This is a genomic window from Pseudomonas piscis, from assembly GCF_009380155.1.
Lineage (GTDB): Bacteria > Pseudomonadota > Gammaproteobacteria > Pseudomonadales > Pseudomonadaceae > Aquipseudomonas > Aquipseudomonas piscis.
Genome location: NZ_WHUV01000003.1, coordinates 727,335 through 741,696, shown reverse-complemented (window position 1 = coordinate 741,696; position 14,362 = coordinate 727,335). Strand labels below are relative to the sequence as shown.

General features: G+C 63.6%; 15 protein-coding genes. 12 read left to right on the top strand and 3 right to left on the bottom strand.

Translation table 11 applies throughout. The features are described 5' to 3' along the window. Positions 1 to 161 precede the first annotated feature (161 nt). The 4 genes from GDH07_RS20415 (at position 162) to GDH07_RS20400 (ending at position 4,900) form a co-directional block, all read left to right on the top strand. A complete protein-coding gene (locus GDH07_RS20415) occupies positions 162 to 2,915 on the top strand; it encodes a response regulator (RefSeq protein WP_343038297.1) in 2,754 nt (917 codons plus the stop codon). A 67-nt stretch (positions 2,916 to 2,982) separates the two neighbouring features. Beyond that, positions 2,983 to 3,972 (top strand): 2-hydroxyacid dehydrogenase, encoded by a 990-nt coding sequence (locus GDH07_RS20410; RefSeq protein WP_152898698.1) that lies wholly within the window; start codon positions 2,983 to 2,985, stop codon positions 3,970 to 3,972. Between the two features lie 89 nt (positions 3,973 to 4,061). After that, positions 4,062 to 4,499, top strand: a complete 438-nt coding sequence (locus GDH07_RS20405; protein ID WP_152898697.1) for a hypothetical protein — start codon at positions 4,062 to 4,064, stop codon at positions 4,497 to 4,499. Then, entirely contained in the window at positions 4,496 to 4,900 is a 405-nt protein-coding gene (locus tag GDH07_RS20400; RefSeq protein WP_022640245.1) for an META domain-containing protein, read from the top strand. Before GDH07_RS20405 ends, GDH07_RS20400 begins: the two co-directional genes overlap by 4 nt. 42 nt (positions 4,901 to 4,942) lie before the next feature. Here GDH07_RS20400 and GDH07_RS20395 read toward each other — a convergent pair whose 3' ends face one another. After that, positions 4,943 to 5,407, bottom strand: coding sequence for a TlpA family protein disulfide reductase (locus GDH07_RS20395; RefSeq protein WP_031320315.1), 465 nt, complete (start codon positions 5,405 to 5,407; stop codon positions 4,943 to 4,945). Positions 5,408 to 5,546: 139 nt separating this feature from the next. Between GDH07_RS20395 and arsC the strand changes: the two genes are divergently transcribed. The 4 genes from arsC to GDH07_RS20375 all read left to right on the top strand — a co-directional run bounded on the left by arsC (position 5,547) and on the right by GDH07_RS20375 (position 7,700). After that, positions 5,547 to 5,900 carry an arsenate reductase (glutaredoxin) gene (gene arsC, locus GDH07_RS20390; RefSeq protein WP_022640247.1) on the top strand — a complete coding sequence of 118 codons (354 nt, stop codon included), beginning with the start codon at positions 5,547 to 5,549 and terminating at the stop codon, positions 5,898 to 5,900. After that, positions 5,897 to 6,511, top strand: a complete 615-nt coding sequence (gene wrbA / locus GDH07_RS20385; protein ID WP_022640248.1) for an NAD(P)H:quinone oxidoreductase — start codon at positions 5,897 to 5,899, stop codon at positions 6,509 to 6,511. Before arsC ends, wrbA begins: the two co-directional genes overlap by 4 nt. Then, positions 6,495 to 6,917 carry a DUF2069 domain-containing protein gene (locus tag GDH07_RS20380; RefSeq protein ID WP_343038296.1) on the top strand — a complete coding sequence of 141 codons (423 nt, stop codon included), beginning with the start codon at positions 6,495 to 6,497 and terminating at the stop codon, positions 6,915 to 6,917. Before wrbA ends, GDH07_RS20380 begins: the two co-directional genes overlap by 17 nt. Before the next feature lie 111 nt (positions 6,918 to 7,028). Beyond that, the gene (locus GDH07_RS20375) at positions 7,029 to 7,700 is read left to right on the top strand and encodes a DNA-3-methyladenine glycosylase I (RefSeq protein WP_152898694.1); all 672 of its coding nucleotides are present in this window, start codon (positions 7,029 to 7,031) and stop codon (positions 7,698 to 7,700) included. Positions 7,701 to 7,929: 229 nt separating this feature from the next. On the opposite strand, the gene GDH07_RS20370 is transcribed toward GDH07_RS20375, so the two are convergent. Next, a complete protein-coding gene (locus GDH07_RS20370; protein WP_152898692.1) occupies positions 7,930 to 8,196 on the bottom strand; it encodes a hypothetical protein in 267 nt (88 codons plus the stop codon). A gap of 36 nt (positions 8,197 to 8,232) precedes the next feature. On the opposite strand from GDH07_RS20370, the gene pmrG reads away from it, so the two are divergent. The 3 genes from pmrG to GDH07_RS20355 all read left to right on the top strand — a co-directional run bounded on the left by pmrG (position 8,233) and on the right by GDH07_RS20355 (position 12,473). Beyond that, positions 8,233 to 8,832 (top strand): lipopolysaccharide core heptose(II)-phosphate phosphatase PmrG, encoded by a 600-nt coding sequence (gene pmrG / locus GDH07_RS20365; RefSeq protein WP_343038295.1) that lies wholly within the window; start codon positions 8,233 to 8,235, stop codon positions 8,830 to 8,832. A 337-nt stretch (positions 8,833 to 9,169) separates the two neighbouring features. Next, positions 9,170 to 10,843, top strand: a complete 1,674-nt coding sequence (arnT, locus tag GDH07_RS20360) for a lipid IV(A) 4-amino-4-deoxy-L-arabinosyltransferase (RefSeq protein ID WP_246196010.1) — start codon at positions 9,170 to 9,172, stop codon at positions 10,841 to 10,843. A 94-nt stretch (positions 10,844 to 10,937) separates the two neighbouring features. Beyond that, positions 10,938 to 12,473: an ArnT family glycosyltransferase gene (locus GDH07_RS20355; RefSeq protein ID WP_152898688.1), complete on the top strand. Its 1,536-nt coding sequence runs from the start codon at positions 10,938 to 10,940 to the stop codon at positions 12,471 to 12,473. Between the two features lie 46 nt (positions 12,474 to 12,519). Here the strand turns inward: GDH07_RS20355 and ttcA are convergent, their stop codons facing one another. Then, positions 12,520 to 13,344 (bottom strand): tRNA 2-thiocytidine(32) synthetase TtcA, encoded by an 825-nt coding sequence (gene ttcA / locus GDH07_RS20350; RefSeq protein ID WP_152898687.1) that lies wholly within the window; start codon positions 13,342 to 13,344, stop codon positions 12,520 to 12,522. Positions 13,345 to 13,627: 283 nt separating this feature from the next. On the opposite strand from ttcA, the gene GDH07_RS20345 reads away from it, so the two are divergent. Then, positions 13,628 to 14,230: a Yip1 family protein gene (locus GDH07_RS20345; RefSeq protein ID WP_152898686.1), complete on the top strand. Its 603-nt coding sequence runs from the start codon at positions 13,628 to 13,630 to the stop codon at positions 14,228 to 14,230. The last annotated feature ends 132 nt before the right edge of the window (positions 14,231 to 14,362 follow it).

Sequence of the window (14,362 nt, the reverse complement as noted above, 5' to 3'; positions counted from 1 at the left end):
CCGCCCGCGCCGACCACCGGCTCCTTCCAGCGAGGCCAGCCATCGGCGCAGGCGAAACAATTTGCCAAGATTGGCCACCGGCAAATCGTTACACTGCGCAAGTGGCGCATCACGGACGTGCCCGTTCACCTATCGAAATCGCGTGGAAGCAGGAGAGTTGCGTGCTCAAGAAACTGGGAATCAAAGGCCGCGTACTGTTGCTGACCTTGCTGCCCACCAGCCTGATGGCCCTGGTGCTGGGTGGTTACTTCACCTGGATGCAGCTATCGGAGCTGCAGACCCAACTCCTGCAACGCGGTGAAATGATCGCCGAACAACTGGCCTCCCTGGTGGCCCCGGCGATGGGCAACCGCAACACCCAGATGCTCGAGCGCATCGCCACCCAGGCCCTGGAACAACAGGACGTGCGCGCAGTGTCGTTCCTCGCTCCGGACCGCACGCCCCTGGCCCATGCCGGCCCCACCATGCTCAACCCGGCACCCGTCGGCGACAACACCCAGATGGTGCAACGCAGCGGCAACGACGCGACCCGCTACCAGTTGCCGGTCTTCGGCCGCCATCGCAACCTCGCGGGCGACCTGATCCCCGATGAGTCCGACCGGTTGCTGGGCTGGGTGGAACTGGAGCTGTCCCATAGCGGCATGTTGCTGCGCGGCTATCGCAGCCTGTTCGCCAGCCTGCTGCTGATCGCCTCCGGCCTGGCCGTCACGGCCCTGCTGGCGGTGCGCATGGGACGGACCATCAACAACCCTCTGAGCCAGATCAAGCAGGCGGTGACCCAGCTCAAGGACGGCAACCTGGAAACCCGCCTGCCGCCACTGGGCAGCCAGGAGCTGGACGACCTGGCCTCGGGCATCAACCGCATGGCCAGCACCCTGCAAAATGCCCAGGAAGAACTGCAGCACAGCATCGACCAGGCCACCGAGGACGTACGCCAGAACCTGGAGACCATCGAGATCCAGAACATCGAGCTGGACCTGGCGCGCAAGGAGGCCCTGGAAGCCAGCCGGATCAAGTCCGAGTTCCTGGCCAACATGAGTCACGAGATCCGCACACCACTCAACGGCATCCTCGGATTCACCCACTTACTGCAAAAGAGCGAGCTGACCCCGCGCCAGCTGGACTACCTGGGCACCATCGAGAAATCCGCCGACAGCCTGCTGGGGATCATCAACGAGATCCTCGACTTCTCGAAAATCGAAGCCGGCAAGCTGGTGCTCGACAGCATCCCGTTCAACCTGCGCGACCTGTTGCAGGACACCCTGACCATCCTCGCCCCGGCGGCCCACGCCAAGCAGCTGGAACTGGTGAGCCTGGTGTACCGCGATACGCCGTTGTCGCTGGTCGGCGACCCGCTGCGGCTCAAGCAGATCCTCACCAATCTGGTGAGCAACGCCATCAAGTTCACCCGCGAGGGCACCATCGTCGCCCGGGCCATGCTCGAAGAAGAGCACGAAGACAGCGTGCAACTGCGCATCAGCATCCAGGATACGGGCATCGGCCTGTCGAACCAGGATGTGCGTGCCCTGTTCCAGGCCTTCAGCCAGGCCGACAATTCGCTGTCGCGCCAACCTGGCGGTACTGGCCTTGGCCTGGTGATTTCCAAGCGTCTGATCGAGCAGATGGGCGGCGAGATCGGGGTCGACAGCACGCCCGGCGAAGGCTCGGAGTTCTGGATCAGCCTGAGCCTGCCCAAGACCCGCGACGACGCCGAGGACCTGCCCGCGCCACCGCTGCTGGGCCGGCGCGTGGCGGTGCTGGAAAACCACGAGCTGGCGCGCCAGGCCCTGCAGCACCAGTTGGAAGACTGTGGCCTGGAAGTGACGCCGTTCAACACCCTGGAAGCCCTGACCAACGGCATCACCGGTGTCCACCAGAGCGACCAGGCCATCGACCTGGCGGTACTCGGCGTGACCGGCAACGACATGTCGCCCGAACGCCTGAGCCAGCACATCTGGGATCTCGAACACCTGGGCTGCAAGGTCCTGGTGCTATGCCCGACCACCGAACAGACGCTGTTCCAGCTTTCGGTCCCCAACCCCCACAGCCAGTTGCAGGCAAAACCGGCCTGCACCCGCAAACTGCGTCGGGCGCTGTCTGACCTGGTCACCCCGCGAAGGGTCCGCAGCGAACCCGAGGAAGCGCTTTCCAGCCGTGCGCCACGGGTTTTGTGCGTCGATGACAACCCGGCCAACTTGCTGTTGATCCAGACCTTGTTGCAGGACATGGGCGCCAAGGTGCAGGCGGTGGACAATGGTTATGCCGCCCTGAACGCTATCCAGCACGAGCCCTTCGACCTGGTGATGATGGACGTGCAGATGCCCGGCATGGACGGCCGACAGAGCACCGAGGCGATCCGCCAGTGGGAAAGCGAACGCCAGGGGCCGCCATTGCCGATCGTGGCCCTGACCGCCCACGCCATGGCCAATGAAAAACGCGCCCTGCTGCAAAGCGGCATGGACGACTACCTGACCAAGCCCATCAGCGAGCGGCAACTGGCCCAGGTGGTACTCAAGTGGACCGGGCTGGCCCTGCGCAACCAGGGCTCGGACCGCAGCGGCGAACGCCCTGAGCTGGGCCTGGAACTGCAGGTGCTGGATCAGGACGAAGGCCTGCGCCTGGCCGCCGGCAAAGCCGACCTGGCCGCCGACATGCTGGCCATGTTGCTGGCCTCGCTGGAGGCCGACCGCGAGGCGATCAACGCCGCCCGGGCCGCCAACGACCACAGCGCCCTGATCGAACGGGTGCACCGCCTGCACGGCGCCACTCGCTACTGCGGGGTGCCACAGCTGCGAGCGGCCTGCCAGCGCAGCGAGACCCTGCTCAAACAGGAGGACGCCAAGGCCTTCGCCGCCCTGGACGAACTGGACCATGCCATCGATCGCCTGGCCAACGAAGCACGGGTAAAGGCCTGACCCAGGGCAACCCCAGCCCGACGCCCAGGCCCCATCCTGGGCGCCCTCTCCGAACAAGGATGCAGCCATGCGTACGATTCTTTTCAGCAGCCAGAACTACGATCGCGAGAGTTTTCTCGGCGCCCGCCTGCCCCAGGGCCTGGAGCTGCAGTTCCAGGCCGCCCGCCTGAGCCTGGACACCGCGGCCCTGGCCGAGAGCCATGAAGTGGTCTGTGCCTTCATCAACGACGATCTGGGCGCACCGGTGCTCGAGCGCCTGGCGGCCGGCGGCACCCGCCTGATCGCCCTACGCTCGGCCGGCTACAACCACGTCGACCTGGCGGCGGCCAAGCGCCTGGGCCTGGACGTGGTCCGGGTCCCGGCCTACTCGCCCCACGCCGTGGCCGAACATGCCGTGGCCCTGATCCTGGCACTCAACCGCCGCTTGCACCGGGCCTACAACCGTACCCGCGAAGGTGACTTCAGCCTGCACGGCCTGACCGGCTTCGACCTGGTGGGCAAAACCGTGGGCATCGTCGGCACCGGGCAGATCGGCGCCACCTTCGCCCGCATCATGGCCGGCTTCGGCTGCCAGCTGCTGGCCCATGACCCTTATCCGAATCCGGCCGTGCAGGCCTTGGGGGCCCGCTACCTGAGCCTGGCGGAACTGTTGGAGCAGTCGCAGATCATCAGCCTGCACTGCCCCCTCACCGACGACAGCCGCTACCTGATCAACCAGCAGAGCCTGGCCCGGATGCAACCCGGGGCGATGCTGATCAACACCGGCCGCGGCGGCCTGGTGGACACCCCGGCGCTGATCGACGCCCTGAAAAATGGCCAACTGGGCTACCTGGGGCTGGACGTCTATGAAGAAGAAGCCCAGCTGTTCTTCGAGGACCGCTCCGACCTGCCCTTGCAGGATGATGTGCTGGCCCGGCTGCTGACCTTCCCCAACGTGATAGTGACCGCCCACCAGGCCTTCCTGACCCGCGAGGCCCTGGCGGCGATCGCCGACACCACCTTGCACAACATCGCCAGCTGGTTCGACGGCCAGCCACAGAACCTGGTCCATGACTGAGCGCCGCGCGCGGGCTGATCGAAGGTCGAGAGCCCGCGCCCTGTGGCGCCGGGGCCCGTGCTAGCATACGCGGCAGATTTGGAGGACCCATGGTCGAACACGATTTCCGCTACACCCTGATGAGCCCGCAACACACCCTGATCGAATGCCGCGCACTGGTGCCGGGCCGCTATCAAGTCACCGGCAATGGTGGCTCGATCCGCGCCAGCGACGTGCTGCTGGTCACCCTCAAGGGCAGCAAGGACTTGTCCATGCGCCTGACGGTGGACACCGTTCGCCACCTGATCAACCCGGTCGGCCAATGGGTCGCGGTCGCCAGCGGCCCGGTCTTCGGCGAACTGGCCATCCATCAATGGCAGGTCAACTGCGATAGCTGCGCCACCCAGTTGAACTTCGAATTCGCGGTGGATGCCAAGCTTGGCGAAAAGGCGCGCCAACCCGCCGCCAGCGCACGGATCGCCGAACTCGGCTGGAGCAGCGAAGGCGAGCGCCACCTGTGCCCTCAATGCCGGCAGGCGGCGCAATGAAACGCCTGGCGCTGGTCCTGGCACTGGGCGCTGGCCTGCTGGGCTGCGCCGCCGAGCCGCTGCAGCTCAAGCAAGACCGCAGCTATATCCTGGAATGGATCGGTGAGCGTCCGCTCATCGACTACAGCCACCTGACCATCACCCTGGGCGAGGATGGCCGCGCCTACGGCAATGGCGGCTGCAACCACTGGTTCGCCCCTTATACCCTGGATGGCCAGAAGCTCAGCTTCGGCAAGGTGGGCAGCACCCGCAAGCTCTGTGCCCCGGCCCTGATGGAACAGGAACGACGCTTCCTACAGGCCCTGGAGACCGTCGAACGCTGGGATATCTCGCCCATCGAGCAGGTACGCTTCTGGCCTGCCGAAGGCAAGCCGCTGCGCTGGTGGCTGGAAGAAGGCTGACTGTCCTGTGCCGTGGCCACCGGGTGGCCACGGCGCCCCTCATCAATGACCGCGCAGGGCCTGCAGTTTCGCCAATACCCCTGCTGCGGTCTGTTCACCCAGCAGTTGCTCCCGCACCTTGCCCTGGTCGTCGATGATGTAGGTCACCGGCAGCGCCTCGGTGCGTGGCAGGTCGAAGATCGGCGAAGGATCCTGGGCCAGCACGGTGAACTTGATCCCCAGCTTCTCGCTGGCGCTCTTGAGCTCCTCGCCCTGCACGTTGTCGAAGTTGACCCCCAATACCGTCACCGACTGCCCCTTGAGCTGCTCGTCCAGGGCGTTCAGCTCGGGCACCTCGGTCCGGCACGGACCACACCATTCGGCCCAGTAGTTGAGCACCAGCCACTGCTTGTCGAGGCGTTCGGAGGCGACTTTGCGGCCATACTGGTCGACCCCGTAGTCATTGCCACAACCGCCCAGCAATAGGGTCGTGATGATCGCCAATGCCGCTGCCAATTGCCTTGCCATGCCTGTTTTCCCGTCTTTGAAAGTGTCTTTGATGATCCACGGCCACCCATGGCCGCTGCGACCGAACGACTCTCGAGGTTCAGCAGAGCCCGTCGCGCGGTTAGAATAGCCGCCACCTTACGCAAGATGCGACCCGCACATGACCGACCTGACGCTTTATCACAACCCGCGCTGCTCGAAATCCCGTGCCGCACTGGAGCTGCTGGAACAACGCGGCCTGGCCCCGACTGTGGTCCGCTACCTGGAAACCCCACTGGACGCCGCCCAACTGCGCAGCCTCCTGGGCAAGCTCGGCATCGGCGCCCGCCAATTGCTGCGCACCGGCGAAGACGAATACAAGGAGCTCGGGCTGGCAGACACCAGCCTCAGCGAAGAGCAGTTGATCGCCGCCATCGCCCAGCACCCCAAGCTGATGGAGCGCCCGGTTCTGGAAGCAGGTGACAAGGCCATCATTGGCCGACCACCGGAAAACGTGCTGGAGATCCTGCCTTGAGCACGCCGTACATCCTGGTGCTGTACTACAGCCGCAATGGCTCCACCAGCGAGATGGCTCGGCAGATCGCCCGAGGCATCGAACAAGCCGGCCTGGAAGCCCGCCTGCGTACCGTCCCGGCCATTTCCGCCGAGTGCGAAGCCGTGGCCCCGGCCATCCCCGACAGCGGTGCGCTGTACGCCAGCCTCGACGACCTGAAGAACTGCGCCGGCCTGGCCATGGGCAGCCCGACCCGTTTCGGCAACATGGCAGCGCCGCTCAAGTACTTCCTCGACGGTACCAGCAACCTGTGGCTGACCGGCGCCCTGGTGGGCAAGCCCGCTGGCGTGTTCACCTCCACGGCCAGCCTGCATGGCGGCCAGGAAGCCACCCTGCTGTCGATGATGCTGCCCTTGCTGCACCACGGCATGTTGATCACCGGCTTGCCCTACAGCGAATCGGCGCTGCTGGAGACCCAGGGCGGCGGCACCCCCTACGGCGCCAGCCACCATGCCGGCGCGGATGGCAAGAGCCCGCTGGACCAGCACGAGATCGCCCTGTGCCGAGCCTTGGGCCTGCGCCTGGCCAAGACCGCCCAGCGACTGGAGAACGGCCGTGGCCAAGAAGCCTAAGATCCTGCCCGAGATCCACTGGCTACAACCCCGGGTGCGAGTGGCCCGGGCCCTTAGCCTTATGTGTTTCTTCGCCCTGGTGGGCCTGCTGTGCATTTATTACCTGCTGGTCGCCGACCTGCACGGCGCCCGGCCCTGGGTGATCCTGCTGATCGAGCTGGCGCCCCTGTTGCTGATGGCGCCCGGCATGCTCAGTGGCAGCGCCCGCGGGCACTCCTGGATGTGTTTCGTGGTCAACCTGTACTTCATCAAGGGCGCGCTGGCGGCCTATGACCCGAACCGCCAGTTATTCGGCCTGCTGGAAATGCTCGCCAGCCTCGCGGTGTTCACCTCCTCGCTGCTGTACGTGCGCTGGCGCTTCCAGCTCAACCGCCGGCTGGCCGGCGAAGGCGCCACCCCGGCCTGAGGCAAGGTGCAAGCCCCCATCGCAAGATGCCGGGGCTTGCATCCATGCCAGCCGCCCCCACCTTGCACAACGGACCTTCTGACCGACACTCCCGATCCGACCGGAGCAGGCATGCACGATTACAAATGGCTGAATGAATACTGTCTCAACCGCTTCGGCTCCGCCGCAGCCCTGGAGGCGCGGCTGCCAACTCCGGCCAGCGACGACTACCTGCGCACCCTGGGTAGCGATCGCTACCTGTCGCTGCTGGCCCTGCGGGTCTTTCGCGCCGGCCTGAAGCACAGCCTGGTTGACTCCAAGTGGCCAGTCTTCGAACAAGTGTTCTTCGGCTTCGAACCCCACAAAGTGGTGCTGATGGGGGCCGAGCACCTGGAGCGGCTGATGCAGGACACGCGGATCATTCGTCACCTGGGCAAGCTCAAGAGCGTCCCGCGCAATGCCCAGATGATCCTCGACGTGGAGCAGCAGCACGGCAGCTTCGGCAGCTTCATCGCCGACTGGCCGGCCCAGGACATCACCGGCCTCTGGCAGTACCTGGCCAAGCACGGCAACCAGCTGGGCGGCCTCTCGGCGCCACGCTTCCTGCGCATGGTGGGCAAGGACACCTTCATTCCTTCCCAGGACGTGGTGGCAGCCCTCAATGCCCAGGGCATCGTCGACAAGGTCCCCAGCAGCAAACGCGACCAGGCCCTGGTACAAGCCGTGTTCAATCAGTGGCAGCAAGAGAGCGGCCGTCCGCTGTGCCAGCTGTCAGCGATGCTGGCCTACACCGTCAATCACTGATCCCTGTTCACTTCCAGAGCATCTCCCTGCCTGCAACGGGCAGGGAGATCTTCCTCACTTTCGCCCAACCGACTACGCAAGCTGACAATAAGCTGAACTAAATGCGGGGATTTCTCACTCGCTGTTTGCAATCGGATAAAGTCCGCCTGAACTTCCCACACAATTAAAAACAATCAATAAAGGCTTGGTGGAATCGACATTCTGCAATCATTAGCCATGTACAAATGGGCTACGAAGCATTGATCAGGCCAACAAGCTGAACAAAGGCTGTCGGCTTTTTAAATAATGATTGTGATCCATTCGTTTTTTTCACATTGCTTTCACCCTTCGCTAACTCGGCACGCTCTAGATTGGCAAGCAGTTGCAGCGCAGGTCGCGTTACCGGTCTTTTCAGAACATCAGCTCCAACCCGAATGACAAGCCCTCTTCCAGAACAGTTCAGGTAAGCGAAGTGATCGACACTGCTAAATCCGGCACGGGCACCGTGGCCTCGCATGCAAACCGATTCCGCAAGGCCATGGCATGGGCCAGCGTGGCAGTCCTGGCAATCCTGGTCAGCGGCTTCGTGCTCTGGCCTGGCGCACCCCTGGACCTGGGAGCCGCCAACCAGATGGAAAGCGCAGGCATGTACCGTCATTGGAACAGCGGCGAAGTGATTGCCCTGGTACGCCATGCCGAGCGCTGCGACCGTTCGCCTACTCCCTGCGCAGGGCCTGGCGATGGCATCACATTGGCCGGAAGCAGCATGTCCAGGAGGCTGGGCCGGGCATTCCAGGTTCTGGGCATGGACTCCACCGATGTCCTCAGCAGCCCCGCCACCCGCACCCGGCAAACCGCGGAATTCATGTTCGGCCAGCCCGCGAAAACTCAGGACTGGCTGCTCAGTTGCGGTAGCCAGCTTGGCGAAACGATCAAGGCGCACAAGGCTCCGCGACGCAACCTGGTGCTGGTCACCCACAGCGATTGCATCAGCGACCTGGAGAGCCAACTGGGCTTCGAGCATGCCCCCCACAGTCAGTACAACAGTTCGCTGTTCGTCACCCTGAACAGCGATGGCACGTTGCAGATACTTGGCAGCATCAAGGTCGAGGACTGGCAACAGGCACTTGGGCCGGAGGCGGCCAAGCTATAACTCTTTTTTACAACATCCCAACAGATTTCATTCAACGTGAAGACACACTAGACGCTTGAGCAAGTTGACTTCGATAGAACTTGTACTAATAGAAGAAACTATCGCGCGACTTATAACAGCACCGCACCAGTAACAGGGCCTGGCCAAAACGCTAAAGACGGCCGCCTGGAACTCTTTACAAGCTGAAAATACTGAGCTTGCTAACTAGTAATGCTTTATCGGCCGCATTCGATACAAGTAACGCCCCAGCTTCCAGCAGATGACTTAGAGGACACCAATGCACCGCACCTTGCCACCCCAGGCTTATGGAACAAGCACCACGCCGGCCGGCTACACCATGGGTGGAAGTACGACCGACATCCTGCAACGCTGGGGGCTGCTCTTTCTTTTGCTGGCCTTCGGCTTGTTCTACCTGCTGCCACTGACTGGCCATGGCTTGTGGATCCCGGATGAAACCCGCTACGCGCAGATCAGCCAGGAAATGCTGCAGAGCGGCGATTGGATCGCACCGCACTTCATGGGCATCCGCTACTTCGAAAAACCCATTGCCGGCTACTGGATGATCGCCATCGGCCAGGCCATTTTCGGCGACAACCTGTTCGGCGTACGTATCGCTTCCGCCGTGAGCACCGGCCTGAGCGTGGTGCTGGCCTACCTGGTCACCCGCCGGATGTGGAGCGACCCACGCAAGAGTTTTACCGCAGCCTTGCTGTATATGAGCTTCGGCCTGGTGGCCGGCCAGGCCGGGTATTCCAACCTCGATCCGCAGTTCACCTTGTGGGTCAACTTGAGCCTGGTGGCGTTGTGGTTCGCCCTGCACAGCCAAACCGTGCGCGCCCGCCTCCTGGCCTGGGCTGCCCTGGGTGCAGCCTGCGGCATGGGGTTCATGACCAAGGGCTTCCTGGCCTGGCTGCTACCGGTGCTGATCGCCCTGCCCTACGCGCTCTGGCAGCGCCGCCTCGGCCAACTGTTGCGCTACGGCCTGGTGGCGGTGCTGGTCGCGGCGCTCATCAGCCTGCCCTGGGTGCTGAGCATCCATGCCCAGGAACCGGACTTCTGGCGTTTTTTCTTCTGGCATGAACATATCCGTCGCTTTGCCGCCGAGAACGCCCAGCACACCCGCCCATGGTGGTTCTACTTACCGATCCTGGTGGTTTCGAGCCTGCCGTGGGCGGCCCTGCTGCCCGGCACCCTGCTCCAGGCCTGGAAGGACAAGCGCCAGGCCGCCACGGGCTTCCTCCTGCTGTGGATGATCCTGCCGCTGGTGTTCTTCAGCCTGAGTCGAGGCAAGCTGCCGACCTATATCATGCCGTGCTTGCTGCCCCTGGCCGTGCTCATGGGCCATGCCCTGGTGGAGCGCATCAACGCCGGCCAGGGCCGGGGGATCCGCCTCAACGCCCTGCTAAACCTGGCGATCGGCGTTGGCGCCCTGATGGTACTGCTGGTGCTGCAGATCACCCGTCCAGTGTACGACCACGATGAAATGCTCAGCCTGTCCCTGGTGTTCATCATGCTCATGGGCTGGATCATCGCCAACCTGCTGCCCGCCTCCAAACCGCTGCAATACTGGGCGGCACCGGCCCTGGGTATCTGGCTGCTGGCGGCGCTGCTACCGGCGGGCATGCCGGCGATGATCGTCCACAAGGAGATGCCCGACCAGTTCATCAAGGAGCACCTTGAGGAACTCCAACAGACCAGCACTCTCTTGAGCAACGACCTGGGCGCGGCCTCGGCCTTGGCCTGGCGCCTGCGGCGCCCACAAGTGACGCTGTACAACACCGAGGGCGAACTGAAATATGGCCTGGCTTACCCTGATGCGGCCCAGCGCAAGGTAGACATGGCCGGCATCGGCTCCTGGATGGATGCAGCACGTAAACAAGGCTCGGTAGGCGTCGTCATGCGGGTCAAGGATGTCCTGGAGAACCAGGAAGTTGCGCAGCTGCCACTAGGTGGCAAACGCTACGTGAAAGGCAACCTGTTGATCCTGATCCTGCCCGCAGCCCACCCCTGATCTGAGCAAACCCTGGAGGCGTCAGCGCCGACTCCGGTCGCCGCTGAGTTACTGCGCCCGTCGCCTCCCCGACTCAATCCACGGAATCCCGCCCATGAAGATCTGCAGCAGCGAACGCAAGGCCCTGGCCCTGCTGCTCGGTGTGTCCGCCCTGATCCTGCTGCTCGGCCTGGGCTCGCGCGAGCTATGGGGCCCGGAAACCCGCTGGGCCAACATCGTGCTGCAGATGCTGCAGAGCGGCGATTACTTCGATCCCTATCTCAAGGGCAGTCCCTATTACGACAAGCCCCTGCCCTCCTACTGGCTGATCGTCGCCAGCACCTGGCTGACCGGAGGTCTGGGACATTGGTCGCTGCGATTGTCCTCGGTACTGGCCGCCTGGCTGAGCATCTGGCTGGTGTACCGGCTGGGCGAGCAGCTGTTCCGCAAGGGCACAGGCCTGATCGCCGGCTGGATGCTGGCCACCACCTTCTATTTCGTCTTCTGGGCCCGGGTCGCCACCGCCGACATTCTCACCGTGTGCGGGGTACTAGCCGCGGTGTGGTGGTACTGGCGGGGCCCGGAAGACACCCGCCTGGGCCGCTACACGGTGTTCTTCCTGATTTTGGCGATCACCTCACTGCTCAAGGGGTTGCTGGGCTTTGTCCTGCCTGGCCTGATCCTGCTGCCGCACCTGCTGGCCCAGGGGCGCTGGAAGCGCCACCTCAACCTGCGCCTGGCCCTGGCAATACTGCTGGCCGGTGCCTTGTACATGGCGCCGTTCCTGCTCTCGCATCTATATGGCACGCCGCATTCCGGAGAAAGCGGCCTGAGCCTGGTATTTCGCGAGAACGTCGTCCGCTTCTTCGAGCCGTTCGACCATGTCGGGCCGATCTACACCTATCTGGTGTATCTGCCGCTCTACACCTTGCCCTGGGCCCCTTGCTGGATCCTTGGGCTCTGGGTCGCAACCCGGCATTGGCGCCAGCTGCACGCCAACGAACGCTGGCTGGTCTGGGCCCTGGGCCTGCTGTTTCTGTTTTTCACCGCCAGCGGCAGCCGGCGCAGCTACTACGTCCTGCCCCTGGTGCCCTTCGCCCAGCTGCTGGGTGCCTGGTGGCTGTCCCGACGGCTGGAGCAGTCACGGAACCTCGGCCGGGAACGCAGTCGCGGCTGGAACCTGGGATTGGCCAGCGCCGCCATGGTGATGCTGTTGGTGCTGGGGCTGGCCTACCCCTGGAGCAACGGCGGTGGCGGAGTGCTCGGTTTCGCCGCGCAGGTCAAGGCCGAGGCCAGCCGGATCGCTCCCTGGAACCAATGGCGAATGGTGATGGTGGAGGTCGACAACAAGCTGCCGATGTACGTGCAGAACCGGGGGGCGCCGTTCTACTACGTGCCCGAGAACCAGGATTTCCCGAAGCACGGCACCAGCGCCGACTTCATGGCCTGGCTGGAGCGCACCAGCGGCCAGCACTGGGACCCCCAGCGCACCCTGATCTTCGTGGCACAGGACAACAAAGGCCCGCAGCTGCTGGAGTACCTGGGTGACGATCACCAGGTGATCAGGACCCAACCGACCAATGGCGAGCGACTGGCCGGCAAACCCGCGGAAGGCAACCTGGCGTTCATTCCCCGTCCCGCCACGGAATGAAACAGCGCGCCGCGCCGGCAATGAGCGGCGCGGCAAACTCCCGGGCTTAGAGGTTCACTACGTTGACGAAGCGCGGCGTGGCGCTTTCATCGATACGCAGGTTGGTGAAGTCGAACAGGTTGCGGTCCGCCAGCTGGGACGGGATGACGTTCTGCAGGCCGCGGAAGATGCTCTCGGTCCGCCCCGGGCTCTTGCGCTCCCACTCCTGGAGCATTTCCTTGACCACCTGGCGCTGCAGGTTCTCCTGGGAACCACAGAGGTTGCAGGGGATGATCGGGAACTGCTTGAGGTCGGAATAGGCCTGGATGTCCTTCTCGCTGCAGTAGGCCAGCGGACGGATCACCACGTTACGCCCGTCGTCGGCCAACAACTTGGGCGGCATGGCCTTGAGCGAGCCGTTGTAGAACATGTTGAGGAAGAAGGTCTCGACGATGTCGTCGCGATGGTGACCCAGGGCCATCTTGGTCGCGCCGATCTCGTCGGCGAAGGTGTACAGGGTGCCGCGACGCAGGCGCGAGCACAGCGAGCAGGTAGTCTTGCCTTCCGGCACCAGCTCCTTGACCACCGAGTAGGTGTCCTTCTCGACGATGTGGTACTCGATCCCCAGTTCCTTGAGGTAGGCCGGCAGTACGTGCTCGGGGAAACCAGGCTGCTTCTGGTCCATGTTCACCGCGACGATCTCGAACTTGATCGGGGCCACCTTCTGCAGGTGCAGCAGCACGTCGAGCATGGTGTAGCTGTCCTTGCCGCCGGACAGGCAGACCATGACCTTGTCGCCATCTTCGATCATGTTGAAATCGGCGACCGCTTCGCCCGCCTGCCGGCGAAGGCGTTTCTGCAGTTTGTTCTGGTTGACCGTAAGAGTGCCCATGGCGCTTGGAATCCGCGAGGTGTGTGACGAAAAGCCGGACATTTTACGCAAAAACACCCGCCCGGCGAAAGCGCTGCCGAGCAGCGGCCAGCAGGCCCGAGGTGACAGAGACCCTGGCGATTAGCCCAGGCTTTTACAGCGCAATTTGCTCTAAAGAGGCGTACATCTGGCGACAACTCCTCCCTATACTGCGACATAAGGTCGCACATACAGACCTGCACTGTGCCACGTGGTTGTAGCGCTCCGTTGGGGGGCGATGGCAACAACAAAGGAGTGACTGACCATGATTCATCATGTCGTAGGACTCTTCACCCACCCCGATCAGGAATGGCGAGACATCCGTGGCGATGCCGAAGAAAGCATCAGCCACATGTACCTCACCCACACATTGATCCTGGCGGCGATCCCCGCCATCTCGGCCTTCATCGGCACCACCCAGGTCGGCTGGGTCATCGGCAGTCGCGCACCGGTGATGCTGACCAGTGAAAGCGCCCTGTGGATGACCATCATGTCGTACCTGGCCATGCTCGGCGGTGTCGGGGTCATGGGCGGCTTCATCCACTGGATGGCCCGCACCTACGACGCCAATCCGAGCCTGGCGCGCTGCGTGGCCTTCGCCACCTATACCGCGACTCCGTTGTTCGTCGGCGGCCTGGCGGCGCTCTATCCGCACATGTGGTTGGGCATGATCGTCGGCACGGCGGCCATCTGCTACACGGTCTACCTGCTCTACGTCGGGCTGCCGACCTTCATGAACATCCCGTCCGATGAAGGTTTCCTGTTCTCCAGCTCGGTACTGGCGGTGGGATTGGTGGTGCTGGTGGCAATCATGGCGTTCACCGTCATCGTCTGGGGCCTGGGCGTCGGCCCCATCTACACCAACTGACGCCGCGCCGATAATAATCCTCTGTCTGCCAATACAGGCCGCCGCAAGGCGGCCTTCCTCTTTCCGGGCATGACCATTGGGCGGCTTGGCGGTTCGGATTCAGCGGCCTTTGCGGCATACTCGAGCGCTCTG